The sequence below is a fragment of the Parvibaculum sp. genome (assembly GCF_039680535.1).
Lineage (GTDB): Bacteria > Pseudomonadota > Alphaproteobacteria > Parvibaculales > Parvibaculaceae > Parvibaculum.
The window spans coordinates 1-25,080 of sequence record NZ_JBDKSS010000001.1; the positions used below are offsets into that span (position 1 = coordinate 1).

Annotated in this window: 24 protein-coding genes; 9 read left to right on the forward strand and 15 right to left on the reverse strand. The window is 63.5% G+C overall.

What is annotated here, in order from left to right; all coding sequences use genetic code 11:
* Window positions 1-110: 110 nt before the first annotated feature.
* The 5 genes from ABFC66_RS00005 to ABFC66_RS00025 form a co-directional block, all read right to left on the reverse strand.
* Window positions 111-1,355: a cyclopropane-fatty-acyl-phospholipid synthase family protein gene (locus tag ABFC66_RS00005; RefSeq protein WP_346738905.1), complete on the reverse strand. Its 1,245-nt coding sequence runs from the start codon at window positions 1,353-1,355 to the stop codon at window positions 111-113.
* Between the two features lie 214 nt (window positions 1,356-1,569).
* The gene (gene rplI, locus ABFC66_RS00010; protein ID WP_346738906.1) at window positions 1,570-2,151 is read right to left on the reverse strand and encodes a 50S ribosomal protein L9; all 582 of its coding nucleotides are present in this window, start codon (window positions 2,149-2,151) and stop codon (window positions 1,570-1,572) included.
* A gap of 20 nt (window positions 2,152-2,171) precedes the next feature.
* Complete coding sequence (gene rpsR, locus ABFC66_RS00015) at window positions 2,172-2,417, reverse strand: 30S ribosomal protein S18 (RefSeq protein ID WP_152215834.1); 246 nt, start codon at window positions 2,415-2,417, stop codon at window positions 2,172-2,174.
* Window positions 2,417-2,875 (reverse strand): 30S ribosomal protein S6, encoded by a 459-nt coding sequence (rpsF, locus tag ABFC66_RS00020; protein ID WP_346738907.1) that lies wholly within the window; start codon window positions 2,873-2,875, stop codon window positions 2,417-2,419. Before rpsF ends, rpsR begins: the two co-directional genes overlap by 1 nt.
* A gap of 162 nt (window positions 2,876-3,037) precedes the next feature.
* Entirely contained in the window at window positions 3,038-4,636 is a 1,599-nt protein-coding gene (locus ABFC66_RS00025; protein ID WP_346738908.1) for a hypothetical protein, read from the reverse strand.
* Window positions 4,637-4,868: 232 nt separating this feature from the next.
* Here ABFC66_RS00025 and fabD point away from each other — a divergent pair, with 232 nt between their 5' ends.
* The 7 genes from fabD to gmk all read left to right on the forward strand — a co-directional run bounded on the left by fabD (window position 4,869) and on the right by gmk (window position 11,191).
* Window positions 4,869-5,810 (forward strand): ACP S-malonyltransferase, encoded by a 942-nt coding sequence (fabD, locus tag ABFC66_RS00030; protein ID WP_346738909.1) that lies wholly within the window; start codon window positions 4,869-4,871, stop codon window positions 5,808-5,810.
* A 14-nt stretch (window positions 5,811-5,824) separates the two neighbouring features.
* The gene (gene fabG / locus ABFC66_RS00035) at window positions 5,825-6,562 is read left to right on the forward strand and encodes a 3-oxoacyl-[acyl-carrier-protein] reductase (protein ID WP_346738910.1); all 738 of its coding nucleotides are present in this window, start codon (window positions 5,825-5,827) and stop codon (window positions 6,560-6,562) included.
* A 247-nt stretch (window positions 6,563-6,809) separates the two neighbouring features.
* Window positions 6,810-7,049, forward strand: coding sequence for an acyl carrier protein (locus ABFC66_RS00040; protein WP_012112293.1), 240 nt, complete (start codon window positions 6,810-6,812; stop codon window positions 7,047-7,049).
* A 155-nt stretch (window positions 7,050-7,204) separates the two neighbouring features.
* Window positions 7,205-8,458: a beta-ketoacyl-ACP synthase II gene (gene fabF, locus ABFC66_RS00045; protein ID WP_346738911.1), complete on the forward strand. Its 1,254-nt coding sequence runs from the start codon at window positions 7,205-7,207 to the stop codon at window positions 8,456-8,458.
* Window positions 8,459-9,592 carry an endolytic transglycosylase MltG gene (gene mltG / locus ABFC66_RS00050; protein ID WP_346738912.1) on the forward strand — a complete coding sequence of 378 codons (1,134 nt, stop codon included), beginning with the start codon at window positions 8,459-8,461 and terminating at the stop codon, window positions 9,590-9,592.
* Window positions 9,593-9,660: 68 nt separating this feature from the next.
* Window positions 9,661-10,560 (forward strand): YicC/YloC family endoribonuclease, encoded by a 900-nt coding sequence (locus ABFC66_RS00055; protein ID WP_346738913.1) that lies wholly within the window; start codon window positions 9,661-9,663, stop codon window positions 10,558-10,560.
* A complete protein-coding gene (gene gmk, locus ABFC66_RS00060; RefSeq protein WP_346738914.1) occupies window positions 10,550-11,191 on the forward strand; it encodes a guanylate kinase in 642 nt (213 codons plus the stop codon). Before ABFC66_RS00055 ends, gmk begins: the two co-directional genes overlap by 11 nt.
* 4 nt (window positions 11,192-11,195) lie before the next feature.
* Here gmk and ABFC66_RS00065 read toward each other — a convergent pair whose 3' ends face one another.
* The 10 genes from ABFC66_RS00065 to lptF all read right to left on the reverse strand — a co-directional run bounded on the left by ABFC66_RS00065 (window position 11,196) and on the right by lptF (window position 22,821).
* Entirely contained in the window at window positions 11,196-11,804 is a 609-nt protein-coding gene (locus ABFC66_RS00065; RefSeq protein ID WP_346738915.1) for a Spy/CpxP family protein refolding chaperone, read from the reverse strand.
* A gap of 120 nt (window positions 11,805-11,924) precedes the next feature.
* A complete protein-coding gene (locus ABFC66_RS00070; protein WP_346738916.1) occupies window positions 11,925-12,302 on the reverse strand; it encodes a Spy/CpxP family protein refolding chaperone in 378 nt (125 codons plus the stop codon).
* A gap of 241 nt (window positions 12,303-12,543) precedes the next feature.
* Window positions 12,544-13,548 carry a glycosyltransferase family 10 gene (locus ABFC66_RS00075; protein ID WP_346738917.1) on the reverse strand — a complete coding sequence of 335 codons (1,005 nt, stop codon included), beginning with the start codon at window positions 13,546-13,548 and terminating at the stop codon, window positions 12,544-12,546.
* A gap of 61 nt (window positions 13,549-13,609) precedes the next feature.
* The gene (locus tag ABFC66_RS00080; RefSeq protein WP_346738918.1) at window positions 13,610-14,659 is read right to left on the reverse strand and encodes an alcohol dehydrogenase; all 1,050 of its coding nucleotides are present in this window, start codon (window positions 14,657-14,659) and stop codon (window positions 13,610-13,612) included.
* 86 nt (window positions 14,660-14,745) lie between these two features.
* Window positions 14,746-15,588: a 16S rRNA (adenine(1518)-N(6)/adenine(1519)-N(6))-dimethyltransferase RsmA gene (rsmA, locus tag ABFC66_RS00085; protein ID WP_346738919.1), complete on the reverse strand. Its 843-nt coding sequence runs from the start codon at window positions 15,586-15,588 to the stop codon at window positions 14,746-14,748.
* Entirely contained in the window at window positions 15,585-16,595 is a 1,011-nt protein-coding gene (gene pdxA, locus ABFC66_RS00090; protein ID WP_346738920.1) for a 4-hydroxythreonine-4-phosphate dehydrogenase PdxA, read from the reverse strand. The genes rsmA and pdxA overlap by 4 nt, the downstream gene beginning before the upstream one ends.
* A gap of 43 nt (window positions 16,596-16,638) precedes the next feature.
* The gene (locus tag ABFC66_RS00095) at window positions 16,639-17,931 is read right to left on the reverse strand and encodes a peptidylprolyl isomerase (protein ID WP_346738921.1); all 1,293 of its coding nucleotides are present in this window, start codon (window positions 17,929-17,931) and stop codon (window positions 16,639-16,641) included.
* A gap of 237 nt (window positions 17,932-18,168) precedes the next feature.
* Entirely contained in the window at window positions 18,169-20,376 is a 2,208-nt protein-coding gene (gene lptD, locus ABFC66_RS00100) for an LPS assembly protein LptD (protein WP_346738922.1), read from the reverse strand.
* A 217-nt stretch (window positions 20,377-20,593) separates the two neighbouring features.
* Window positions 20,594-21,688 (reverse strand): LPS export ABC transporter permease LptG, encoded by a 1,095-nt coding sequence (lptG, locus tag ABFC66_RS00105; RefSeq protein WP_346738923.1) that lies wholly within the window; start codon window positions 21,686-21,688, stop codon window positions 20,594-20,596.
* A complete protein-coding gene (lptF, locus tag ABFC66_RS00110) occupies window positions 21,685-22,821 on the reverse strand; it encodes an LPS export ABC transporter permease LptF (RefSeq protein WP_346738924.1) in 1,137 nt (378 codons plus the stop codon). Before lptF ends, lptG begins: the two co-directional genes overlap by 4 nt.
* A gap of 283 nt (window positions 22,822-23,104) precedes the next feature.
* Between lptF and ABFC66_RS00115 the strand changes: the two genes are divergently transcribed.
* Together ABFC66_RS00115 and ABFC66_RS00120 are read left to right on the forward strand one after the other, a co-directional pair.
* On the forward strand, window positions 23,105-24,598 hold the full coding sequence (locus ABFC66_RS00115; RefSeq protein ID WP_346738925.1) for a leucyl aminopeptidase: 1,494 nt from the start codon (window positions 23,105-23,107) through the stop codon (window positions 24,596-24,598).
* Window positions 24,595-25,044, forward strand: coding sequence for a DNA polymerase III subunit chi (locus tag ABFC66_RS00120; protein WP_346738926.1), 450 nt, complete (start codon window positions 24,595-24,597; stop codon window positions 25,042-25,044). The genes ABFC66_RS00115 and ABFC66_RS00120 overlap by 4 nt, the downstream gene beginning before the upstream one ends.
* Window positions 25,045-25,080 lie beyond the last annotated feature (36 nt).

Below are 25,080 nucleotides of genomic sequence, written 5' to 3' on the forward strand. Positions count from 1 at the left end.
ATGAAGAACCTCGCCATGGCGGGCGGCTTCCTGCAGCTCGTCGCCCATGGCGCAGGTGCGTACAGCATCGACAATCGCGGCAATGCCTGATTGCAGACTGGCGCGGGCGATCAGTCGCCCGCGCGAAGCCGCTGCTGTACCGGGACGGCTGAGAGCATGCGCTCCCGCTTGCCGATATAGTCGCGGGTGAGGGGCAGGGCATCGATCTTCTTCGTCAACTGAAGCTGGAAGTTGACCATTCCCTCGTGGCGGAACGAGGTTTCCGAACCCGCCAGATAGAACTCCCACATGCGGCAGAAGCGTTCGTCATAGATCCTGGCGGCGATGTCGCGCTTCGCCATGAAGCGGCGGCGCCACTCCTTCAGCGTTTCGGCATAATGGAGCCGGAGCACTTCGAGGTCGGTCATGAAGAGGCCGGTCTTTTCGACCGCCGCCGACATCTCGCTGAGCGCTGGAATATAGCCGCCGGGGAAGATGTATTTCGCGATCCAGGGATTGGTCGCGCCGGGCGGATCGAGCCGCCCGATGGTGTGGATGAGGGCAACGCCATCATCCGCGAGCAGGCGCTTTACGCCGTTGAAATATTCCGTGTAGTGACCGATGCCGACATGCTCGAACATGCCGACAGAGACGATGCGGTCGAACCTGTCGGTGAGCGTCCGGTAGTCCCGCAGGTGAAACTGCACGCGGTCGGCCAGGCCCCTTTCAGCCGCGCGCTGGCACGCTACCTTGTGCTGTTCGACGCTCAGGGTGACGCCGGTGACGAGTGCGCCCGTTTCCTCGGCGAGCGTTAGCGCCAGACCGCCCCAACCGCAGCCGATATCGAGCAGTTTCATGCCCGGCTCGATCTGCAGTTTCGCAGCGATATGGCGCTTCTTCGCGAGTTGCGCCTCTTCGAGGCTCATCGAGGGATTGGCGAAATAGGCACAGGAATATTGTTTGTCCGCATCGAGAAAGAGATCGTAGATGCCGCCGTCGAGATCGTAATGATGGGCGACGTTCTCTTGCGCCTTGCCGATCGGATTGTGCTGATCGATACGCCGCTTCATGCGCCGGAGCGCGGCATATGCCTTGAAGGCGCGGCTCGGATAGCTCGCGCCGAGATTGCCGAGGATGAGGTCGAGGAGGTCGTAGATGGTGGCCGGCTGGTCGACGGTCAGTATGCCGTCCATATAGGCTTCGCCGAGCTTGAGATAGGGATTGGTGGCCAGCGCGAATTGCGCGCCCTTGTCCCGCAACCGTATGGTTATGAGGCGGCCTGTGCCGTCACCATAGGTGCCGACCTTGCCGTCATGGTCAATCAGGCGGAGCGAGCCGCGCTTGACGACCTGCTTCAGAAGCACACCGAACAGCATACAGCCTCCATTATCAGGAGTTGACGCAGGATCGGGTCCCGTCAGTACGCGACCGATCGAGGTTCGTACTTGCCTTGTTTGACCATGAAAAAAGAAAGCCAGATTAGAATCAATAAAAAAGTGAGCGGGGGCTACACGGAAGAGGGAGGTGCCAACGAAAAACGCCGCCCCGAAGGGCGGCGTTTCGTGTTTCGTCCGGTCGTATCGGAGACGATCAGGCCTCTTCGGCTGCCGTCTCTTCTTCGGTCGGAGCCAGTTCTTCGGATTCGAAGAACTCGGCGGCTTCGATCTCGTCTTCTTCCTCGGTCCGGCGGGTGAGGTCTTCACCGGCGGCCTGGCGCTTGGCCTCTTCCTCGGAGCGGGCGACGTTGATCGAAACGGTCGCGGACACTTCGGGGTGGAGGACGACGCGCACCTGATGCAGACCGATCGTCTTGATCGGGTGATCGAGCGCGATCTGGTTGCGGTTGGTCGAGAAACCGCCGGCGGTCGCCGCATCGGCGATGTCGCGGCCGTTCACCGAGCCGTAAAGGTGGCCGGTTTCGCCAGCCTGACGCAGGACCGTGAAGGTCTGGCCGTCGAGCTTCGTCTTGACCTGCTCGGCTTCCGACTTGAGTTCGAGGTTGCGGGCTTCGAGCTGCGCGCGCTGCGCTTCGAAACGCACAAGGTTTTCTTTGGTGGCGCGGAGCGCCTTCTTGCGGGGCAGGAGGAAGTTACGGGCAAAGCCGTCCTTCACCTTGACCACATCGCCCATCTGGCCGAGTTTTTCGACCCGTTCGAGAAGTACGACTTGCATGTCTGTCTCCTTTTCCGGGCTCAGCCGATGACGTAGGGCAGAAGGGCGAGGAAGCGCGCGCGCTTGATGGCGCGGGCGAGTTCACGCTGCTTCTTGGCGGAAACCGCCGTGATGCGGCTCGGAACGATCTTGCCGCGCTCCGAAACATAGCGCTGCAGGAGCTTCACGTCCTTGTGGTCGATCTTCGGAGCGTTGGCGCCGGAGAACGGGCAGGTCTTGCGGCGGCGGAAGAAGGGCCGGCGCGCGGGGGCTGCTGAGGTGCTCATTATTCTTCAATCCCTTCCGAAGCGGCTTCTTCACGGTCGCGCGAGAAACGGGGACGGTCGCCACGGTCGCCGCCACGGGGACGGTCGCCACGGTCGAAGCGGTCGCCACGGCCACCGCCGCGCTCGTCGCGGCTGCCACGGTTCTGCAGCATGGCCGACGGACCGGCTTCATGCTCTTCGACGCGGGTCGTCATGAAGCGCAGAACGTCTTCGTTGATGCCCTGCTGGCGTTCCATTTCGGCGACGGCAGCGGCCGGCGCGTCGATGTTGAGGAGGGCGTAGTGGCCCTTGCGGTTCTTCTTCACCTTGTAGGCAAGGTTGCGCAGACCCCAGTATTCGGTCTTCGCGACGGAACCGCCGTTTTCCTTGAGGATGTTCGAGAACTGCTCGACGAGCGCCTCGACCTGCTGCTGCGTCACGTCCTGACGCGCAATGAAAATATGCTCGTAAAGAGCCATTGAGCCTTTTCCCATATGTATCCGGTCCCGACGCAAAGCCCCCTTTGAGCCCCAAAAGGCTCGAAAGGACCACCAAAGAAGCGGAGACACCGGAGCCCGGGATTTCTCCCTGCCGCCCCCTCGAAAGGGCGCGGTGCGCCGTTCAGCCTCCAGCCGAGACCTTCAGAAGCCGCGCAATATAGGGAAAGCGGGGTCGAAAGCAAGGGGAGATGGGGCCGGCGTCTGGCATTCAGGCGGCAGATAGAGCGAAAGCGGCGATTTGGGATAGTTAAAGGTGCCTGCGCGGCCAAAGTCATGCGTGAGCGCATAGCCCAGCATCTGGCCATCGAATCCCCGCTCTCCATAATATCCAACCAGCAGGCCGGTTGTTGGCCCCATATACCGGGTCACGTCGGAATATTTGCGAAATTCGGGGTGCCTGTGCCGAAGCAGGCCGTCAATTCGGAACAGGAACTCGCCGCCCGCGCTTCCCGGCGACAGCGGCACCCCGCTTCCCAGCGCCGGAATGGCGCTGGCGCTCAGAATTTCGGTGACGCAGCCGGGATGATCCCGCAGCGCCGCGCCGACGGATCGGGCGATCGCTGCCTGCGCGCGCATGACGAGGACGGGAGGGTATTTGTCCGCGCCGTCCCGGGTGAGGAGCCAGATGTCGGCCGCCGAGGAAAGGCCGGCGAGCCCAAGTGCGATGAGCATCGCGGCGGTCCTGAAAACAGGCGATCGGTCTGCGACCACGGCTGCCGCAGGAACCGCGAACATGGTGAATGCGAGCGCGGCAGGGCCCCAATAGGGCAACTGGTAGGTCATGGGCATGATCGCCGAGGCGACGGTGGACGCGAAAATGACCGCTGCTGCCGCCGCAACCCGGTTTCGCAGGCTTTGGTGACTCGTCCAGGTCGCGAGGATCGGCGCCGCCATTGCGAGGATCAGCCAGACCGGGGTGACGCCTTTGAGGAAATACGCGAAGCCGCGAACGACCTGGATTATCGACGTATGAATAGTCAGGCCGCGAAAATCGTTTGTAAGCAGATGAAATTCAAAGTTGAGAAAGAGAAAGTCCGGCCAGTCGGCGATCAGGTAGTAGAGAATGGGCAAAAGACCGAGGACGCAGCCGAGGACGTATTGGAGCGCGAACATTCGCGATTGGCGGTCGACGACGAAGATGAGCGCGAAAGCCGACATGGGTGCGATGAAGCTCACCTTGCTCGATGAAGCGAGACCGAGGCAAAGGCCGATCAGCAGCGCATCGAACTTCTCGACCGTTCGTCCGAAATACCGGAAGCACGCAAAGGCAAAGAGCAATAGCGGCAGAGCGTAATTGCCTGTCTGCGCCATGTTGGAAAAGGTGCCGTGGTTGAAGAGGATGAGCGCGAAGGAGATCCAGAACACATAGGTGCGTTGCGCGAGTCTTTCTGCGGTCTTCGCCGCAAGTAGGGCTGCGCCGAGCACGAACAGGACTGATGTGAGTCTTGCCGAGAGATAGAGCCAGGATGGGCCGAACAGCGCGTTCAGCGCGGCGTAAAGGAAGATGCTGAGCGGCGTCTGCACATAGGCGATGTCCCGGTAGAGCGCGAGATGCGGAAACAGCGACGCCGCGGCGACATACATATGGTCGTTGTGATTATATTCGCCGAAGGCCCTGATTGCCCTGATGACGGCATAGAGGCAGACGGCAATGGGAAGAACGCGAGTGGCGAGAGCCTCGACCGTAAGCCGGCGCGCCCGGTCGGTTGGAGCGGGTGGCGAAGCGAGGGCATCGTCCATGCGCAAATTGCCTCCCCCATGTGGCTCATTTTCATTCGGACTTCAGCATTGGCAATGTGAATCGGGCAAGCGCGGGCGGGAGGAGAATGTTCCGGTCTGAAAGGTGCCGACATTGCCTCTGCGTCCCCGCCGCCGCGGGCCCTTGTCTTGACACCCCTTTTTGAGCCTGTATCTCTGTGGATCAGCCGGGCCGCGAGCAGTCCGGATATTGCTGGATATGCAGGGAGCGTCGATGAGCAGGGCTTTCACCTTTCCGGGGCAGGGATCGCAGGCGGTCGGCATGGGCCGGGAACTGGGCGAGGCTTTTGCTTCGGCCCGCGAGGTTTTCGAGGAAGTCGACGAGGCGCTCGGCCAGAAGCTTTCCAAACTGATGTGGGAAGGTCCGCAGGAAGACCTGACGCTGACCGAGAATGCCCAGCCCGCGATCATGGCGGTGAGTCTCGCCGTCGTGCGTACTCTTGAAAGAGAGGGCGGCTTCAAGCTTGCCGACAAGGCGGCCTTTGTTGCGGGCCATTCGCTCGGCGAATATTCGGCGCTCGCCGCCGCCGGCAGCTTCACCATTGCCGACACGGCCAGGCTGCTGAAGCGCCGTGGCCAGGCGATGCAGCGCGCGGTGCCCGTGGGCGTCGGCGCGATGGCCGTTCTGCTCGGCCTCGATTTCGACGCGGCCTCCGAAATCGCCAAGGAAGCGGCGCAGGGAGAAGTTTGCGAAGCGGCCAACGACAATGGCGGCGGTCAGGTCGTCGTCTCCGGCCACAAGGCCGCCGTCGAACGCGCCATCGAGATCGCCAAGACCAAGGGCGCCAAGCGCAGCATGGCTCTGCCGGTGAGTGCCCCTTTCCATTGCGTGCTGATGCAGCCTGCTGCCGACGAAATGGCCGAAGCGCTGGCAGAGGTCGAGATCAGGACGCCCTCCGTTCCGCTCGTTGCCAACGTCACCGCTTCGCGCGTTGCCGACCCCGCGACCATTCGCGACTTGCTGGTAAAGCAGGTCACCGGCATGGTTCGCTGGCGTGAAAGCGTTCTCTATATGGAATCGCAGGGCGTCTCGCGTTACGTCGAAGTCGGCGCGGGCAAGGCGCTTGCCGGTATGATCAAGCGCATCGCGCAGGAGCCCGAGACCGTTTCGGTCGGCACGCCCGCCGATGTCGAAGCCTTCCTGAAAACCATCTGATCCGGAGAGACGCTATGTTCGACCTCACAGGTAAATCCGCGCTGGTCACGGGCGCTTCGGGCGGCATCGGCTCCGACATCGCCCGCGCCCTTCACAAGCAGGGTGCGGCCGTCGCGCTCTCGGGCACGCGCAAGGACGCGCTCGACGCGCTGGCTGCGGAACTCGGGGCCCGTACCTTTGTGCTCCCCTGCAATCTTTCGGATAGCGCTGCCGTCGACGCGCTGCCCAAGCAGGCCGAAGAGGCGATGGGCTCGCTCGACATTCTCGTCAACAATGCCGGCCTCACGCGTGACAATCTCTTCATGCGCATGAAGGACGAGGAGTGGGACGAGGTTATCCGCGTCAACCTCACGGCGGCCTTCCGCCTGTCGCGCGCGAGCCTGCGCGGCATGATGAAGCGCCGCTTTGGCCGCATCATCGGAATCACCTCGGTCGTCGGCGTCACCGGCAATCCGGGGCAGGGCAATTATGCCGCTTCGAAGGCCGGCATGATCGGCATGACCAAGGCATTGGCTCAGGAAGTGGCCAGCCGCAACATCACGGCGAACTGCATCGCGCCGGGCTTCATCCGCAGCGCCATGACGGACGCCTTGAACGACGATCAGAAGTCCAAGATCCTTGGAACGATTCCCGCCGGACGCCTCGGCGAAGGGGCGGAGATTGCCGCAGCGGCGGTCTATCTCGCCAGCGACGAGGCGGCCTATGTGACCGGCCAGACCATCCATGTTAACGGCGGCATGGCGATGATCTGACGGGGGCGGGCCCTAAAAGGTAAACGAAATCAGCGCGGTAGTTGTGTGCATCAGTGGTGCGCGCTGGCTGGCACCATAGTGAAAAGTGTGTTACCTAGGCCCCTCGATTTGGCTTGCGGTCTAGGCTTGAAATGGGCCAGAAGAGGTGCAGTCTTTCCGCCGAATTCAATCGCGTTGTCTCCCTGAAGCCTGAGGCAATGGGGACGGGGCGTGAAGCCGGTCAAAACAGGGAATCTGAGGACTTAAAATGAGTGATATCGCGGAACGCTTGAAGAAGATCGTGGTCGAGCACCTCGGCGTCGACGCCGACAAGGTGACTGAGAACGCGAGCTTCATCGATGATCTCGGCGCGGACAGCCTCGACAACGTCGAGCTGGTCATGGCGTTCGAAGAAGAATTCGGCGTCGAGATTCCGGACGATGCGGCCGAGAAGATCCTGACCGTCAAAGACGCGATCGAGTTCGTCAAGGCGAACGCGAAGTCCTGATTTCGGTCTTGTGGAGCGCGGGGCTGAAGTCCCCGCGCTCTGCAGCGTCTTAGGGTCCGGCGCGCCCGGTCAGGTCTCGCCGGCTCTTGCTTTGAGTATCAAGTAGGGCAGCCCCGCGCTCGATCGCAGTGGGCGATGGGGGAGTAGGGACCGATATGAGACGGGTCGTCATTACCGGACTGGGCATGGTGTCGCCGCTTGGCTGCGGCGTCGACGTAACCTGGAAGCGTCTTCTCGATGGCCAGTCTGCGGCTCGCCGGATCGAGAATTTCGACGTCTCCGACCTTCCTTGCAAAATTGCGATGCCTGTTCCCCGCGAAGGCGAGGGCGCATTCATTCAGGACAACTGGATGGATGCGAAGGAATCGAAGCGCGTCGACGATTTCATCGTCTTCGCCGTCGCCGCTGCAACGCAGGCGCTGGACGATGCAAACTGGCATCCCAAGACCGACGAAGAACAGTGGCGCTCGGGAACGTTGATCGGCTCGGGCATCGGCGGCCTTCAGGGCATTGCCGAGACGGCGCTCATTCTTCAGGAAAAGGGCCCGCGCCGCGTGAGCCCGTTCTTCATCACCGGACGCCTGATCAATCTCGCGTCGGGTTATGTCTCCATTCAGCATGGCCTCAAGGGACCGAACCATTCGGTCGTGACGGCCTGTTCGACCGGCGCGCATGCGATCGGCGACGCGGCGCGTTTGATCGCGCTCGACGATGCCGACGTCATGGTCGCGGGCGGCACCGAGTCCGCTATCAGCCGCATCGGCATTGCCGGCTTCGCCGCCTGCCGCGCGCTCTCGACCGGCTTCAACGATGAGCCGACCCGCGCCTCGCGCCCCTATGACAAGGACCGCGATGGTTTCGTCATGGGCGAGGGCGCCGGCGTCGTCGTGCTTGAGGAATATGAGCACGCCAAGGCCCGCGGCGCGAAGATCTATGCCGAGGTTGTCGGCTATGGTCTCTCCGGCGATGCGCACCACATCACCGCGCCGCCGGAAGACGGCAATGGCGGTTTCCGCTCCATGCAGGCCGCGCTGAAGCGCGCTGGCATTACGGCGTCCGATATCGACTATGTGAACGCGCATGGCACGTCCACGATGGCCGATACGATCGAGCTTGGCGCCGTGTCGCGTCTTCTCGGCAATGCGGTCAGCAAGGTTTCGATGTCCTCGACGAAATCGTCGATCGGCCATCTGCTCGGCGCTGCCGGTGCTGTCGAAGCGATCTTCTGCACGCTCGCCATTCGCGACCAGATCGTGCCGCCGACGCTCAACCTTGAGAATCCGGAAAGCGAGACCGAGCTCGATCTCGTGCCGCTCAAGGCGCGCCAGCGCGAAGTCAATTACGCGCTGTCGAACTCCTTCGGGTTCGGCGGAACCAACGCTTCGCTGGTGCTGAAGAAGGTCGATTGATTGTCCGACGGGACCGATAACGAAGGCACGGTCGAGCCTCGCGCTGATGCTCGACCGGGGCGCGTCCGGCGCTTCCTTCTGACGATCCTCGTTGTCCTTCCCATGAGCGCCGCCCTGATCGCGGGCGGTGCTTTCCTTTATGGCAAGCGGATGTTCGAAGCGCCCGGGCCCGCAGCGGCGCCGACAGTCGTCTGGCTCGCGCCGGGACTGGGGCTTTCGGCCATCGCCGAACGCCTGCATGAAGCGCACGTACTCAACGAGCCGAATATCTTTCGGCTGGCCGTGCGGCTTAACAAGGCGGCGGGAACGCTCAAGGCGGGTGAATATGAAATCCCTGCCCATGCGAGCATGGCCGAGATCGTCCGTATCCTGAGGGAAGGCAAGTCGATCGTCCACCAGATCACTGTGCCTGAAGGGCTGACCAGCCAGGAGGTCATGGAGATCGTAAGGGCTGACCCCGTGCTCACGGGCGACGCGCCGCCGGCGCCGGCGGAAGGGTCGCTGTTGCCCGAGACCTACAATTTCACGCGCGGCACCACGCGCGTGCAGGTCGTGCAGCGCATGCAGAAGGCGGCGTCCCAGCTCGTCAATGAGGCATGGCCGCATCGCGCCGCGAACCTTCCCTACAAGACCCAGAGGGAAGCGATCATCCTTGCCTCCATCGTCGAGAAGGAAACGGGGCTCGCCGCCGAGCGGCCGAAGGTCGCCGCCGTTTTCGTGAACAGGCTGCGCAAGCCGATGCGCCTCCAGTCCGATCCGACGATCATCTATGGCATCACAGGCGGAAAGGGGCCGCTCGGACGCCCGATCCGCCAGAGCGAACTCGACCGCGTGACGCCCTATAACACCTATCAGGTGGACGGCCTGCCGCCGACGCCGATCTGCAATCCGGGGCGCGCGTCGATCGACGCGGTGCTGAACCCGCCGCAGACCAGCGACCTCTATTTCGTTGCCGACGGAACGGGCGGGCACGCCTTTGCCGGCTCTCTTTCAGAACATGACCGCAATGTCTCGCATTGGCGTCAGGTCGAGCGGAAGGCCGCCAAGGCGGCGGTGAATGCCGCGGAGCAAAAGCCGGCAGGAGCCAAGCCCGTGGTGCCGCTCAAGGCCCCGGCGCGGCCGACGGGCGGGTGAGTCGGTCACCGGCCCCGCCGCTGCTATAGTTGAAAGCGTTTCACAGTGATTCCAGGAAAGTCCGCCCTATGCCGCTGACCAGCATGACAGGCTTCGCACGCGCCGATGGCGAGAGCGGCAATGAGGCTGGCCTCGTGCGCTGGCATTGGGAGCTTCGCAGCGTCAATGGCAAGGGCCTCGATGTTCGCTTCCGGTTGCCGTCAGGCTTCGAAGGGCTCGAGGCGCGTCTGCGCGAGGAACTGGCGCGGCACATGAAGCGCGGCAACATTCAGGCAACGCTGACGATCGATCGCGTGCGCGGGCCCGCGCCGCTGCGCATCAATCAGGAGGCGCTTGACGCTGTCCTTGCGGCGCTCGCCACGCTCCAGCAGCGCATCGAGGTCATGCCGCCGCGGCCGGAAGGCATCCTCGCACTCAAGGGCGTTCTCGAAACGAGCGAGGTCGAGGAGAGCGACGAAGATCACGCGGCGCTCGAGAAGCTCGTCCTTGGCTCATTCTCCGAAGCTGCGGCTTCGCTTGCGCGCGCGCGCGGCGAGGAGGGGGCGAAGCTTGAGCGCATTCTGCGTGATCAGGTAGACGAGATCGAAAGGCTGACGCAGCAGGCGTCCGCATCGCCTGCCGCCGGTGTCGAGGCTCTCCGTGCGCGCCTCAGGGCGCAGGTGGCGGAACTTCTCGGGGCCTCGCCTGCGCTGTCCGAGGAAAGGCTGGCGCAGGAGGCGGCGCTGCTTGCCACCAAGGCCGACATCCGCGAGGAGATCGACAGGCTGATCGCACATGTGGCGCAGGCGCGCGAGCTTTTCGCGGGGGTTGATCCTGCAGGCCGCAGGCTCGATTTCCTGACGCAGGAATTCAACCGCGAGGCGAATACGCTTTGCTCCAAGGCCGCCGATGTCAGCCTCACACGCGTCGGGCTGGAGCTGAAGGCTGTGATCGATCAGTTGCGCGAGCAGATCCAGAATGTCGAATAAGGAACTTGTCGGCCGCAGGGGCCTGATGCTCGTTCTGTCCTCGCCTTCCGGCGCGGGCAAGACGACGCTGTCGCGCAAGCTTCTCGAGAGCGACCCGCAGATCACCATGTCAGTGTCAGCTACAACACGACGCCCGCGCCCAGGTGAGATCGATGGTCTTGACTATTTCTTCGTCAGTACCGAAGAGTTCGGGCTGATGCGCAATCGGCGCGAGTTTCTGGAAAGCGCGAAGGTCTTCGACAATTACTACGGAACGCCGCGCGCGCCGGTTGAACAGGCCTTGTCGTTCGGACGCGACGTTCTCTTCGACATCGACTGGCAGGGCACGCAGCAGATCGAAGAGGTCGCGCATGAGGACCTCGTGAAGGTTTTCGTGCTGCCGCCCTCGGCGCAGGATCTGGAACGGCGCCTCAATGCGCGCGCGCAGGACTCGGCCGAAGTCGTCGCCGCCCGCATGGCCAAGGCCTCGGATGAAATCAGCCACTATCAGGAATACGACTACATCATCATCAACGACGATGTGGAGCGGGCCTATGGTGAACTCCGTGCCATCCTTCAGGCCGAGCGCCTGCGCCGCCGGCGCCTGACCGGCCTGTCGGATTTCGTGAAGCGGCTGCGCGATACGCTGTGACGCGTTACATGCAGCAGCCCATCATGGGCATCAACTCATCTGCCTTCTTGCGCTGATCGGCGGAGAGCGCCTTGTAAAGCGCTTCGGTTGCGGGCTTCAGCGCTTCGAGTGCGGCAAGCCTCGACTTCATGGCATTGATGTGAAGATCGAAGAGCTGCGTCGGCGAACTGGCCCCTTTCTGGAAGGCTGCGGCCATCTGCTTATGCATGCTGGCCATGACCTCAGCGTTGGACGTCAACGCATCCGCATAGGCCTGCCAGACGGATTCCTGATCCTTCGTGATCTTGAGTTCGGCCTTGAGGAAGGCAATTCGGCCTTCGATGTAGCTGTCGAAGTCGCCACCCGCGCCGTAACCCATCATGCCCCAGCCGCCGCCCATCATTCCGGGGCCGCCGCCATAACCCATCATCATGCCCGGCCCGTAGCCGCGCCCGGCGCCGTAGCCCATCATGCCGTGGCCGCCCCAGCCGCCACCCATCATTCCGGAGCCCCAGCCATAACCCGGGGCCGGCTGCCCGCTTCCCGGTTGAGGCGCCGCTGTCTCCTGCGCCAAGGCCAGAGATGCCCCTGAAAGCGCGAGCAGCCCGATGAGAGCGAATGTACGGAGATTCATGGTGGCCTCCTTTGTTGAGAGCGATGGTCAATCTGCTCCTGGCCGATGTCGACTTGCATTGAGACCGATCAAAAACGCGTGACGGGGTCTTGCCGATAAAATGCGGGTGAGTCTTCCCGGCTATATGCAGCCGGCGGCGGGGAGCCGCGCGTCGGCGGTTTTCTTCTGTTCTTCCGATAGCGATTGGTAGAGTGCGATGGCGGCGGGCTTCAGCGCTTCGACGGCCGGGAGCTTCGACTGCGTTGCATCGATGTCGAGATCGACGACGGTCAAGGATGAATGAGTGCTCTGTGCCGATGCGCCGATCATCTGCCGATGGATGCTGGCCATGACCTGTGACGTTGCCTGCAATGCATTCGCGTAGGCGTTCCAGGCCTTCTCCTGATTGCCGGTGATCTTGAGTTCGCTCTTGATCGATGCGAGGCGGTTGGCGGAGTAAACGTCATTGCTGGCGGAGGATGCGCCGAGGTCGCAGTTCCCAATAGGCCTGAGCCCCAACCGTCGCCTGTCATCATGCCGGGGTCATAGCCATAGCTGCGTCCGGCTTGATGTCCGGTGACGGCGGTATCGGCGTTCGGCGGCTCTTGCGCGAAGGCAAGGCTCGAACCGCAAAGCGCGAGCAGGCCGACGACTGGAAATATACGCGGCATCATGGGCGCCTCCTCCCAAAGGCATGGACAATCGTGGGATTGTCCGCCATGGGCGGCATTGAGGCCGATCAAGAATGTGTGACCGGATATCAGCGAGACCCGAGGCCGGAGAGCCTTGCGAGGCGCTTTCTGACGCGCTTTCCAAACCGTTCGAGCCTCTTGCCCTTGCGTGCATAGCCTGGCTGGTCGGCGATCAGCGTGTCATTCAACAAATGACGTTCGATCGTGGTCTGAGGCGCGGAAAGCGCTTCGACGATGAGATCGACATAGTGAGATGTCGCGAATTGATCGGGAAACCTGTTATCGCGGAAGACCGGCGCGGTGACGATGCGTTCCATTTCTTCGCGGCTTTCGCTTAGCCGGACGACGTGATCGGCGAGATCGTCGAAAGTCTCGAAGTCGCGCGCAAAAATGAAGGCCTCGGGATTGAAATCGCTCCGGCCTTCGGAGGCGCCCCAGTAGATCGGGATCGAGCGCGCGGCGAGGGGGTCGATCAGCTTTTCGGTGACGTATCCGGGCGAGAGCGCATTCTCGAAGGCGATGGTGAACTGATACGCGCTCACTGTTTCGAACTTGTCGGCGCAGGGGGCGCCGATATTGTTCAGTACACGTCCGCAGCTGTCGACGCGGCGGCGCCTGCCGAGCATATCGAAAAACTCGGTGCGGAACGAAGTGCGGTTCGAGTAGATGAAGTTGCAGAACTTGTCGCGCTGCTCGAAGCGGCGGTCGCCCAGCAGTTTCTCGGGCGAATAGGGCGACGTCGCGTCCCACCAGTCGACGCTCGACGACCAGACCGGACAGCGAACCCAGCGCCTGCCGAGGAGGGATTCCGGCAGAGAGCCGAAATGCAGATCGTAGATCATTCGGGAAGGCTCGGCGGCCTCGCCGCTGAACCAGACGCGCAGCGCGCGCTCCCGGCCTTTTGCGGGCACAAGTTCCTTGCCGAAAACGCTGAAGAATTGCAGGTCGCGGCCGAAGAGATCGAAGCGAATGTCGAAGCGACGCATCAATTCGCGCGTCAGAAAGAATCTCTTCGGATCGAAGCCAGGCCAGAAATTATGAAAGCTGACGGAGAGCTCCGGACGCGAGGTCATGGATGGGCCTCTTCTGGCGGCGGAGGCCGGCCGGGCAGGAACCCGGCCGGCGTCACGAGAGTCAGGGTTTGAGCACGACGCGGCCGAGCACATGGCCGGCGCGGAGATCGTCGAGCGTCTTCGAGGCCTCGGAGAGCGGCCGCTCCTGCACGGGGATCGGGTCGATCTTGCCGGCCTTCACGAGTTCCATCATGTCGAGCGTCTCGGCGAGCGAGCCCACATAGGAACCGCCGATCGAGATCGCGCGCATCGGGAACATCGGGATCGGCATGGAGAAGCCGCCGCCGAAGAGGCCGACGACAATGACCTGTCCGCCCTTGCGTACGGCGCCCGTCGCGAATTTGAGCGAGGCTTCCGAGCCGACGAAATCGACAGCCGCAGGCACGCCGCCATTGGTGTCGGCGAGGAGCTTCTTCAGCGATTCCGGATCCTTCGGGTTGTAAACCTCATAGGCGCCGGCGCCCTTTGCGGCCTGGAGCTTCTGCTCGTCGACATCGGCACCGAGCGGGGCGTTCTCGAACAAGGCCTTGGCGAACTGCAGACCCATCATGCCGACGCCACCGAGGCCGACGACGAGGACGCGCTCCTCGGGACTGATGTCGCCGAGCTTCTTCATCGCGCTGAAGGCGGTGAGGCCCGAGCACATGTAGGTCGCGGCGAGGCCCTGCGGCACGCCCGTGTAGTCGATGAGATAGCGCGGATGCGGCACGATCACATGCGTCGCATAGCCGCCGGCGACCTGAATGCCCAGATTGACCGGCTTGTTGCAGAGGTGCTCTTCGCCGCGCTTGCAGGTGGGGCACTGGCCGCAGCCGATCCAGGGGAAGGCGACGCGGCGCTGGCCGACGGTAACGCCTTCGGCATCCTCGCCGATGGCAATCACTTCGCCCTCGATTTCATGGCCGAGCGTGAAGGGCAGCTTGCGTCCGCCGCGCACGTCGAGCTTGTTGCCGCCGCCAAGGTCGAAATAGCCGTCATGGAGATGGACGTCGGAATGGCAGACGCCGCAATGCGTCACCTTGAGGAGCACTTCGGTGCCCTTGGGCTGCGGCGTTTCGCTGACGATTTCCTTGAGCGGCTGGCCGTAGTCGACAATGGCTTCAGATTTCATGGCGTGCTCCTGTCCTCTCTACATAAGGCGGTCTTCGCCGCCCGTTTCCGGCAATTTGGCACGCGGGGCGGCGCCCCACAACCTTGTCAGCGCCGCTCCGCAAAGGCGCGGGCAAGCGCGCAGAATTCCTCCACCGAAAGCTCCTCGGCGCGCTGGGTCGGGTTGATTCCTGCCTGCTCGATGATGGCGGCAGGATCGGGCATCAGCGATTTGAGGCTGGAGCGCAGCATCTTGCGGCGCTGGCCGAAGGCTGCGGCGACAACCCGCTCCAGCGCCTTGGGATCGGCGGGCGCGAGGGGCTCGGACCGGGGAATGAGCTCGACCACGGTCGATGTGACCGCAGGCGGCGGCGTGAAGGCGCTGCGGTTGACGTCGAACAGCATGCGGGCTTTTGTCCGCCACTGCGCAAGCACGCCAAGGCGCCCATAGGCCTTGCCGCCCGGAGGAGCGACGATGCGCTCCGCCACCTCTTTCTGAAACATCAGCGTGAGGCTCGCGAAAAACGGCGGCCAGGGCTCCGTCTGGAGCCAGCCGACGAGAAGCGGCGTCGCGATGTTATAGGGCAGGTTCGCGACGATGCGGGCAGGGCCGTTGACGAGGCTTGCCATGTCGGTTGCGAGCGCATCGCCTTCGACGATGGTGAGGCGCCCTGGATAGGCCGCCGCGATTTCCTGCAGGGCGGGAAGGCAGCGGCGATCGCGCTCGATGGCGACGACGCGGGTCGCGCCTTCAGCGAGCAGCGCGCGCGTCAGACCGCCCGGACCCGGGCCGACCTCGATCACCTCATAGCCTTCGAGCGGACCCGCGGCGCGGGCGATGCGGCCCGTGAGGTTGAGGTCGAGCAGGAAGTTCTGGCCGAGCGCCTTGAGCGCGCCCAGCCCGTGCTTCGAAATGACTTCGCGTAGCGGTGGAAGATTGTCGGTCGTCATGAGGCGGCCCGGTTTCGGGCGATCTCCGCCGCAAGACGAACGGCCTCGATCAGGCTGCCGGGATGGGCAAAGCCCTGTCCGGCGATGTCGAGCGCGGTGCCGTGGTCGGGAGAGGTGCGCACGATCGGCAGGCCGAGCGTTGTGTTGACGCCGCGCTCGAAGTCGATGGTCTTCAGCGGGATGAGAGCTTGATCGTGGTACATGCAGAGCGCCGCGTCGTAGCGCGCGCGGGCGGCGGTGTGGAACATGGTGTCCGGCGGAAGCGGGCCCGAGACATCCGCGCCGGCCTCGCGGATCGCAGCGAGGGCGGGAATGATGACGTCGAGTTCCTCGCGGCCGATATGCCCTTCCTCGCCCGCATGGGGGTTGAGACCGGCGACGGCGATGCGGGGATGCGCGATGCCGAGGTCGCGCCGCAGCGCGTGGGCGAGGATCACGCCCTTTTCAGCGATCATCGCCGTGGTGAGCGAAGTTGCCACGCTCGCCAGCGATTGATGCACGGTGACGGGAACCACCCGAAGCCCGGGGCAGGACAGCATCATCACCGGCGTTGCGCCGCCCGTGCGCTCCGCCAGATATTCCGTATGCCCCGGAACCTTGAGGCCGGCCTCATAGAGGGCGCGCTTGTGGATCGGATTGGTGACGATGCCAGCGGCCTCGCCCGCCAGTGCGAAGTCGCAGGCCATGTCGATCGACCGGATGACGGCGTGGGCATTGGCGGGGGCGAGGTGACCGGGCCGGACGGATGCGTCGAGCGTCACCGGCAGAACGGGAAGGGCGGCATCGAAGAAGCGGTTGGCCTCGTCCGGTGTCGCGATCTCCCTGACGGTCACATCGAGGCCGAGCCGTACCGCTTCCTCGCGGTAGAGCGACGGTGCGCCGATGACGAAAAAGGCAGGGAGATCCCCGCCCGTTCGCGCCGCCCAGGCCTTCAATGTGATCTCGGGGCCGATGCCCGCCGGCTCGCCCATCGTAAGGGCAAGCGGCGGCCTCTCCGCATTCGTCATGACAGATCCTCGTCCGGCGGCATGTTCCTGCCGCCGGATCATATCACCTGATATCGACGACGGCGTCGCGCCGCAGATCGCGCAGATGCCGGCGCGCCATCATGTCCAGCCGCTGGCCGAAGATGTTGTTCTCGAGCTGGTCGCGGGTCGGTGCGCCGCCCGTGTCCGCCTGATAGCCGCAGACGGCGATCATTTCGATGCCCTGCTGGCTGCGGATAGGCTTCAGGATCGTGCCCGGCTTGGCTCCGGACAGCGCATCGCGAAGCCGCTGGTCGAGCTGACCGAAGACGACGGCGCGGGGCGGCTGTGCGGCGGCGCCAACGAATTCCTTCACCTGATCGGAGAGTGCGTCGCAGGATTTGAACTCGGCCATGAGCTTCTGCGCTTCGCCGACGCGGCGCGAGACCATGGTTTGCGGCGCATCGGGAGCCAGCGGCAGGAGAACATGGGCAAGCGTCCAGCGATCCTGCAGCGGGTCCGCACCGAGACCGGTTTGCTTGTTGCGGAGCTGGACGATGTAGACGCCGTTCAGCGTCTTGATCGGATCCGAGATGGCGCCAATGTTCATCTGCTCGACGATCGGGGCGACATCGCTCGGCATCTGGCTCGCATGTTCCCAGCCGATATCGCCGCCGTTTGCGGAGCTTGCCGACTGGCTGAACTGCCGCGCAACGGAGGCGAAGGGCGCCCCCTGACGCATCTGCTCGACCAGGCGCTGCGCGCCCGACATGGCTTCGGCTTCCTGCTCCGGATTGTCATAGGTGAGCACGATTTCCGACAGCTGATAGCGCGGCTGATCGGCCTGGGCCTCAAGCTGCTTGAGCGCCTCGTCGACCTCGTCCGCGCCGACGGAGACAAGCGGGGCAAACTGCTGCTCGATCACCTTGTTCCAGGCGATGTCCGCATAGAGCTGGGAGACGAGCGTGTCCCTGGAGACGCCGTTTTCCTTCAGATAGTCCTCGATCTCCTTTGGCGTCATGTTGGCGCGCGCGGCGATCTGGGCGAGCTGCTGGTCGATTTCCTTCTCTTCGACCTTCAGTTCGAGGCGCACGGCTTCCTGCAGCTCGAGGCGCTCATCGATCAGGCTGCGGAGAACCTGACGCTGGATGCGGCTGACCATTTCCGGCGAATTCGGAATGCCGGAGGTCACCATGACAAGGCGGACGCGCTGGTCGAGGTCGTATTTCGAGATGATCTTGTCGTTGACCGTCGCGACGATGCCCTGGCTATCGTCGGGTTCGGACGCCGCCGGGGCGCCGTCGAGACCGAGGCTGTCCGGCGTCGGTGCGCCAAGTCCTTCTTCCGCATGGGTCGAAATGGGGTAGGCCAGGCTCACGCACGACACCATTGCGAGCGTTGAGAGGAACCGGGACACAGTAGCTACGGCAGGCGTGAATGAGCACGCGAGCTTCATTGACTTCATGATTTTTTCAAACGGGGCCGGAGCCCCTCCCGTGTTAGCCTGGACGCCCCTGGCCTGAGGCGGACAGAATACTGCAATCGGTGCCCTAATCAACCGAGGAGCACGGGCGAAAAGCCGCAAGTTTCCGCGGTTTTACGCCTCGGGCGGGGTTTATCTGTTGGTGCCGATACCCGGGCGGCGGCTGTCGTTGATCATGACGCCGGCAGGGTCGCCAAAGAGGGAGGTGTCGGGGTCGCCGAAGAGGGTGGTCCCCGGGTTCACGATGCCCATCGAATCCGTCCGGGCGGACAGGTTCGACTGGCTGCCTACACCTGTGGAGCCCAGATTCTTGAAGGTGATCTGCAGCAGGAAGGTGTTGGACCTCTGGATGTCCTGATAGCTGATGTTCGACTGGTAGAAGCCAAGCGCCAGGCCGAAGCAGTCATCCTGGTAACCGACGCCGATCTGGTTCGAGATCGAGCCGCTATTGGCGAGATCCTGCACCGTGCTGCCGAACAGGCGCCAGTAGCGGCTGAGCTTCAGCGTTGCGCCGAGCGAGAGTTCCTCACGGGCGCCGATGGCCGTTGTCACGGCCTGATCCGCCGCAAAATATGCATAACCCAGCGAGGTCGTGAGCGGGCCGGTGCGGGCCAGGACGTCAAATTCGTTGCGGCTGAACTTGAAGTTGTTCTCGTTGATGCGGAACCGGTGAACCGCGACGAGATTGTCGTTCGGTGCGACCTGGATCGCGCCCACGTAATCGGAAAGCTGATCGCGCAGGCCGGTCGCGTCCGAGAAGCTGTTGTCGTCCTTCAACCGGTAGCTCTGACCGAGAAGGACGCTGGCCTGTCCGCCGCCTGCGCCATAGATCGAATAGCGCATGCCGACATTGGCGCGGCCGCCGGTTTCCCAGCGATCGAGGCCCGGGAAGCGGTTCTCCGAGAACAGGTTCGTGTCGTCGAACTCGACGTTGATCGAGTCCATGTTCGGAATGCGATCGCTGTTGCCGATGCTGGGCGCGTAGATCACCTGAACGATGGGCTCGATCACCTGCTTGAGGCCGGGATCGGGCCGGACGAAGGGATAGCTCGCCTCCGCGCCCACGGTCGGCAGGGCGCGAATGATGGTTTCCTGTCCGAAGTAGGTGCCGGCAGCGGCGGGGTTCGGCGCCTTGTCTGTCGAATAGGCGTCGGCGCGCAGGTTCGCGAAGATGCGATAGACCTCGCCGCCGCGCGACGTATAGGGCTTGTCCCAGTCGAAGGCGGCCGTGAGGCGGCGGGAGTCCAGACCTGCGGGCGTGCCCAGAACCATCGCGTTGCTGCTGAACTTCAGCCGGCCGAGACCGAGCAGATCGCCCAGATATTTCTCGTAATCCACCGTCGGTGCGACCCAGGGCGTGTTATCGCGATTGGTGCCTGCGAGCAGGTTTCGGAAGTAGTAGGCGTTGGCCGAGAAGCTGTCGCGTCCGTCGATATTGTTCAGGTGAATATTGGTCGTGAGGTCGGTCGCGTCTGACAGGCCGTATTTGCGCAGATAGGTGTTGTCGGTGACGAGCTGCGTCTGGAAGCCCCAGCTCCATTTCGGTGCGAGGTTGAATTCGCCATTGCCGAACAGGCTGCCGCGGAAGGCCGCATCGGCGGGCGTGCCTGCGGTGCGGCTGTCGGGCCAGGTGCCGGTGCCGAAGAACTGATAGGAGCCCGACTCGAGGCGATGACGGAATTCGCCCTGATAGACGATGCCTGCCTTGGTCGTGAAGCGTGGCGCCAGCGTCACGTCGAGGTTCGGCTGGATCGCCCAGTAATAGGGGAGCGTGATTTCCTGGCCCAGATCGGTGGAGCTTGCCACGCTCGGCGTCAGGAACCCCGACTGGCGCTTCACCGTCGGATCAGGATGCGAGAAGAACGGAACGTAGAAAACGGGGACGCCGAACATTTCCATGTAGGCGTCTTCGTAGATGATCCGCTTTTCCGACTTGTTATGAACGACGCGGAAGGCCTTGATCTGCCAGACCGGCGTGTGCTGTCCCTGCTTCTCGCAGATCTCGCAAGGGCTGTAGACGCCGCGATGAACGGTGGTCACGTCGCCGTTGGTGCGCACCGCGTCGCTGCCGGCAAGGCGCGATTTGTCGGTGAGGAGGACCTGCAGCGTCTGAATGACGCCGTCCTTCATCTCGTTGCGGAGCACCACATGGTCGGCGAAGGCGACATCGCCCTGCGGCTCCAGCAGCGAGACGTGGCCGTCGGCCGTAACCACGCCGGTCTTCTGGTTGTAGGTGACCTTGTCGGCCATCAGGACCCGCTGGCCATAGGCGATCTCGACGTGGCCCGTAGCGGTCACGATCTGGGCGTCACGGTCATAGCTGAGGTCGTCGGACTGCATGAGGACCTCTCCCGACTCGGGGAAAGGCTTCGTGCCATTGTCCAGGGCTATCGACTTGCGCTCGCCGGCCGGCGCGTCCTGAGCGGAGGCGGCGATGGGCCAAGCCGCAACGGCCCACAATGCGGCTACCGCAGCAAATGCCACGGACCGTCGACCGGCCGACCCCATCCTCGATCCACTCAAAATGACCCCCTGCAACCTAGGATTCGCTTGTTGTTTAACCGTCTTCGAGGTGAAAGAGAACCGCAACCCCCAAAAGCAAGGCAACGATAACCGGCGCCCATGCAGCCAGGAAGGGCGGAAGGACCCCCGAAAGTCCGAGTGCGAGCGACAGATCGCTCAGGAAATAGAGCAGGAACCCTGCGAAAATGCCTCCGACGACGAGCTGGAAGAGGCCCCCGAGGCGCGAAGCCCGGAGCGAGAACACGGCCCCAAGAAAGACCATGGTGCATAGCAGGACGGGCGTCGACAGGATGTCGTAGAGGTGAAGCCGGTAGCGCTGGGCGGAAAAGCCTGCGGCCTCGGCCATGTCGATGAAATGAGGCAGATCCCAGAAGGAGATGGTGTCGGGATCGGCGAAACTCTCCTGCACCTGCGTCAGCGTCAGGGTCGTGGGCTGGCGATAGGTGTCATAATGCTTGGGCTGGTCCGCCGTGGACGTGACCCAGGCGTCCTTCATGTCCCAATAGCCATCTTCCAGCACGGCGCTGGCCGCGTCGATGCGGCCGGTGAAATTATCGCTCTGGCCATAAAGGAAGATGATGACGTCTTCGAGCCGCAAACCGCGCTCGCTGACGCGAAGCGCGTGGACGACCGATTGGCCGCCGGTGTCCGCTTGCCGGAGCCACAGCCCGTTCGACGAAACGGCGATGAGGCTCGGCCTGCCGCGCAGATATTTCGCTTCGAGCTGCGTGTAGCGCGCCGACATGGCGGACGCGACCGGGTTGTAGACCGTGATGACCACGAGCCCGAGGGCCAGTGCGGCAGCGAGGGCAGGGGCGAGAAACTGCCAGACGGAGATGCCGGCGGCGCGCGCGACGACGAGTTCGTGATTGCGCGTCAGCCGGAGGAAGGAGGCCATGCCGCCGAAAAGCACGGCGAAGGGCAGCGTGTCGGAGCCGAGCGTCGGCAGGTTGAGGAATGCCATCGACGCAATGGTGCCGAAGGTGATCTCGCTGTGTTCGGCAGCCTTACGCATCAGCTCGACGATGCTGATCATGTAGATCAGGCAGAGCACGATCGCGAAGGTGATGAGCACCGTGCCGAGGAACTGGCGTCCGAGATAGCGCGACAGGGTCCAGGAAATATTCATGCGGTCCACGCCTCAATTCTGCGCCGGACCTGATCGAAGCGAAACCCGGCGATGAGCGCGCATGAGGCGGCGCAGACGAGAAGAGGCGTCAGGTAGATCACGGGAATGAGAAGAGGCTGGTTGACAGCGGCGTTGACGAGGCCGAAGCCGACCACGCGCGCGACGATGGTGGCGAGCGCCGCAATGCCGATGCGCAGTGCATAGCCGCGCCGGTTGAACGGGGCGGGCAGCAGGGCCGCGAGCGCGATGCATGCGAACATGATCGGATAGATGGCCGCCACGATGCGGTCATGCCCTTCCGCCCGCAGCCGCGCCTTCATGCGCTGTCCGTAGAGATCGTTGCTCGCGGGATTGAACAATTCATCCAGATAGCGTTCGCGCACTTCCCAGGGGGAGATCTGCTCGGTCGACGCATATTGCGACAGGTCGTAGGTATATTTGTCGAAGAAGAGCAGCGTGACCGGGCTTTCGGTCTTGGTCGCCTTGCGGGTAACGCGCTCGATATTGCCATTATACATGACGAGGCGCGGGCCCTCCGGCGTGCGGACCATTTCGCCGGTCTCGGCCATATAGGTCACCGGCTCGTCGGGGTTGCGCCCGTCATGCACCAGAATGCCGCGAATGCCGCCTTCCGGCGTGCGCGATCTGACATAGACGGTGAGGCCGGATACAGGATTGGTGAAGGCGCCCTCGCGGATGAGCGACGTCGCCACGTCGCCGCGAATTTCGAAGAGCTTGACCCGCAGCGTCCGCATGCCGGCAGGCATGAGCCAGAGATTGAGCACGATGACGAGGGCTACGGTGATGGCGGTCAGCATCATCACCGGGATGGCAACCGTCCACCGGCTGACACCGGCCGAGAACATCACCACGAGCTCGCTGTCGGTGATCAGCTTGTTCAGCGCGTAGACGAGGGCGAGAAAGAGCGCGATGGGCAGGACCGAGTTCACGGCCGTCGGCAGGGCGAGCAGGCTCAGTTCGAAGAAGGCCGAAACCGTCTGCCCCTGCATGATGAGCACGTCGAGCATCTTCAGCGCCTGCGTCAGCCAGATGATGCCTGACAGCACGAAGGTCGCTATGGCGAAGGGGCCGGCGGACTGCCAGAAAATATATCTCGTCAGTGCTAAGGGCATCCGTCCCGGCTTTCAGGGGCTTGTTTGTGGCGTGGTGCGTGATCCGGGCGTGCGATCCGGGGATCGACGAATAGCTTTTCCTCTCAAGGGTTTCCGCTAGGATACGCGCTTGGCCGAGATGAATGGTTATCCCATTTTGTCCGACCGGAAAAGCCGGGCGCTGGAACGCCTCTGACGCAAGCCCTTTCTGGGGGGAGCGAGGGGTGACGGCGCCAACGGCCGCTCCGACGATTCGTTTTGCCCCGGGCGCGGGCCTGCCTTGAGAGCTGGAAAGGTTAACTTCATGAATATCTCCTTTGCCGATGTTTCGCTGACGAAGCCCGGCGTTCTCGCGCTGCTCGTATGCGAGGACCATATCCTGTCCGGCTTTGCCGCCGACCTCGACCGCAAGGCCGATGGGGCGATCAAGCGGGCGATCAAGGCAGCGAGCTTCACCGGCAAAGCCGGCGGCATCCTCGAACTCGTCGCGCTGCACGGGATCACCGCGCACCGGACCATTCTGATCGGCATCGGCAAGCGGGCGGATCTCACGACCACGATCCTGGAACATGCGGGCGGTGACCTGCATGGCCGCATCGGCAAGGCGAAGGAGCAGGTCGCGATCATCGTCGATGGCGCCCATTCGGCGAAGATCGAGCCGGGCGAGGCCGCAGCCCGCGTCGCCTTCGGCGCGGCGCTCCGCAGCTACAAGTTCGACAAGTACAAGACCAGCACCAAGGACAAGGACGCGGCCGACGCGGCGCTGAAGAGCCTGACCATCATGACGAAGGCGGCCGCGGCCGCTCGCAAGGCCTATGCGCCGCTCGCCAAGATGACGGAGGCGATCTACTTCGCGCGCGATCTCGTCAACGAGCCTGCCAATGTTCTGACGCCCGGCGAGTTTGCAAAGCGCGTTCGCGGGCTTTCGAAACTCGGCCTCAAGATCGAGGTGCTCGGCGAAGCGCAGATGCGCAAGCTTGGCATGGGCTCGCTGCTCGGCGTCGGTCAGGGCAGCGTGCAGGAAAGCCAGCTCGTCATCATGCGCTGGAACGGCGGCAAGGCGGCGGAGAAGCCCATCGCCTTTGTCGGCAAGGGCGTCTGCTTCGATACCGGCGGCATTTCGCTCAAGCCGGCAGCGGGCATGGAAGACATGAAGGGCGATATGGGCGGCGCGGCCGCTGTCGCCGGTCTCCTCTACACGCTCGCGGCGCGCAAGGCGAAGGTCAATGCGATCGGCGTTCTCGGCCTTGTCGAGAACATGCCCGACGGCAATGCGCAGCGGCCCGGCGACATCGTCACCTCGATGTCGGGACAGACGATCGAAGTCATCAACACCGACGCGGAAGGCCGCCTCGTGCTCGCCGACGCGCTCTGGTACACGCAGAAGCGCTTCAAGCCGAAGTTCATGGTCGATCTTGCGACCTTGACCGGTGCGATCATGGTCGCGCTGGGCAAGGAATATGCGGGCCTCTTCGCGAGCGATGACAAGCTTGCCTCGCAGCTCATCGAGGCGGGCGAGGCCGAGGGCGAGAAGGTGTGGCGCATGCCGATGGGCCCGGCCTATGACAAGATGATCGAGTCCCGCAAGGCCGACATGAAGAACACGGGCGGGCGCGACGGCGGCTCGATCAGCGCCGCGCAGTTCCTCAAGCGCTTCGTCAATGACGTGCCCTGGGCGCATCTCGATGTCGCGGGAACGGCCATGGCCTCGCCGCCGACCTCGATCAATCAGAGCTGGGGTTCGGGCTGGGGCGTGCGCGTCCTCAACCGCCTCGTTGAAGATTATTACGAGGCATGACGGAAGTTCTCTTCTATCACCTCCAGAACGCGCCGCTCGAGCAGGTGTTGCCGCAACTGCTCGAGCGCTCGCTGGCGCGGCCATGGCGCTGCGTGGTGAAGGTGGGAAATGCCGAACGGCTCGACGCGCTGGTGAACGCGCTCTGGACCTGGCGCGAGGACAGTTTCCTGCCGCATGGCACGAAAGAAGACGGGCCTGCCGAGGCGCAGCCGATCTTCATGACCACGGAAGATGAGAACCCGAACGGCGCGCAGGTCGTCTTCCTTGTCGACGGCGCGGAGCCGGGCGACGTCTCGGGCTATGAACGCTGCGTGCTGATGTTCGACGGGCGGGATGAGCAGGCGCTGTCCCGTGCGCGGGAAAACTGGAAACGGCTGAAGGCGGAGGGGCACGACGCGACCTACTGGCAGCAGAACGAGGACGGGCGCTGGGAGAAGAAGGCCTGAGGGGCGGGATTAAATTTCGTATATCGGCCAGTAAAT

What these genes read in the sequence shown, in the direction of transcription:
- ABFC66_RS00005 (WP_346738905.1), bottom strand. Translation starts at nt 1,355, where the DNA reads ATGCTGTTCGGTGTGCTTCTGAAGCAGGTCGTCAAGCGCGGCTCGCTC.
- rplI (WP_346738906.1), bottom strand. Translation starts at nt 2,151, where the DNA reads ATGCAAGTCGTACTTCTCGAACGGGTCGAAAAACTCGGCCAGATGGGC.
- rpsR (WP_152215834.1), bottom strand. Translation starts at nt 2,417, where the DNA reads ATGAGCACCTCAGCAGCCCCCGCGCGCCGGCCCTTCTTCCGCCGCCGC.
- rpsF (WP_346738907.1), bottom strand. Translation starts at nt 2,875, where the DNA reads ATGGCTCTTTACGAGCATATTTTCATTGCGCGTCAGGACGTGACGCAG.
- ABFC66_RS00025 (WP_346738908.1), bottom strand. Translation starts at nt 4,636, where the DNA reads ATGGACGATGCCCTCGCTTCGCCACCCGCTCCAACCGACCGGGCGCGC.
- fabD (WP_346738909.1), top strand. Translation starts at nt 4,869, where the DNA reads ATGAGCAGGGCTTTCACCTTTCCGGGGCAGGGATCGCAGGCGGTCGGC.
- fabG (WP_346738910.1), top strand. Translation starts at nt 5,825, where the DNA reads ATGTTCGACCTCACAGGTAAATCCGCGCTGGTCACGGGCGCTTCGGGC.
- ABFC66_RS00040 (WP_012112293.1), top strand. Translation starts at nt 6,810, where the DNA reads ATGAGTGATATCGCGGAACGCTTGAAGAAGATCGTGGTCGAGCACCTC.
- fabF (WP_346738911.1), top strand. Translation starts at nt 7,205, where the DNA reads ATGAGACGGGTCGTCATTACCGGACTGGGCATGGTGTCGCCGCTTGGC.
- ABFC66_RS00055 (WP_346738913.1), top strand. Translation starts at nt 9,661, where the DNA reads ATGCCGCTGACCAGCATGACAGGCTTCGCACGCGCCGATGGCGAGAGC.
- gmk (WP_346738914.1), top strand. Translation starts at nt 10,550, where the DNA reads ATGTCGAATAAGGAACTTGTCGGCCGCAGGGGCCTGATGCTCGTTCTG.
- ABFC66_RS00065 (WP_346738915.1), bottom strand. Translation starts at nt 11,804, where the DNA reads ATGAATCTCCGTACATTCGCTCTCATCGGGCTGCTCGCGCTTTCAGGG.
- ABFC66_RS00075 (WP_346738917.1), bottom strand. Translation starts at nt 13,548, where the DNA reads ATGACCTCGCGTCCGGAGCTCTCCGTCAGCTTTCATAATTTCTGGCCT.
- ABFC66_RS00080 (WP_346738918.1), bottom strand. Translation starts at nt 14,659, where the DNA reads ATGAAATCTGAAGCCATTGTCGACTACGGCCAGCCGCTCAAGGAAATC.
- rsmA (WP_346738919.1), bottom strand. Translation starts at nt 15,588, where the DNA reads ATGACGACCGACAATCTTCCACCGCTACGCGAAGTCATTTCGAAGCAC.
- pdxA (WP_346738920.1), bottom strand. Translation starts at nt 16,595, where the DNA reads ATGACGAATGCGGAGAGGCCGCCGCTTGCCCTTACGATGGGCGAGCCG.
- lptD (WP_346738922.1), bottom strand. Translation starts at nt 20,376, where the DNA reads ATGCAGTCCGACGACCTCAGCTATGACCGTGACGCCCAGATCGTGACC.
- lptG (WP_346738923.1), bottom strand. Translation starts at nt 21,688, where the DNA reads ATGAATATTTCCTGGACCCTGTCGCGCTATCTCGGACGCCAGTTCCTC.
- lptF (WP_346738924.1), bottom strand. Translation starts at nt 22,821, where the DNA reads ATGCCCTTAGCACTGACGAGATATATTTTCTGGCAGTCCGCCGGCCCC.
- ABFC66_RS00115 (WP_346738925.1), top strand. Translation starts at nt 23,105, where the DNA reads ATGAATATCTCCTTTGCCGATGTTTCGCTGACGAAGCCCGGCGTTCTC.
- ABFC66_RS00120 (WP_346738926.1), top strand. Translation starts at nt 24,595, where the DNA reads ATGACGGAAGTTCTCTTCTATCACCTCCAGAACGCGCCGCTCGAGCAG.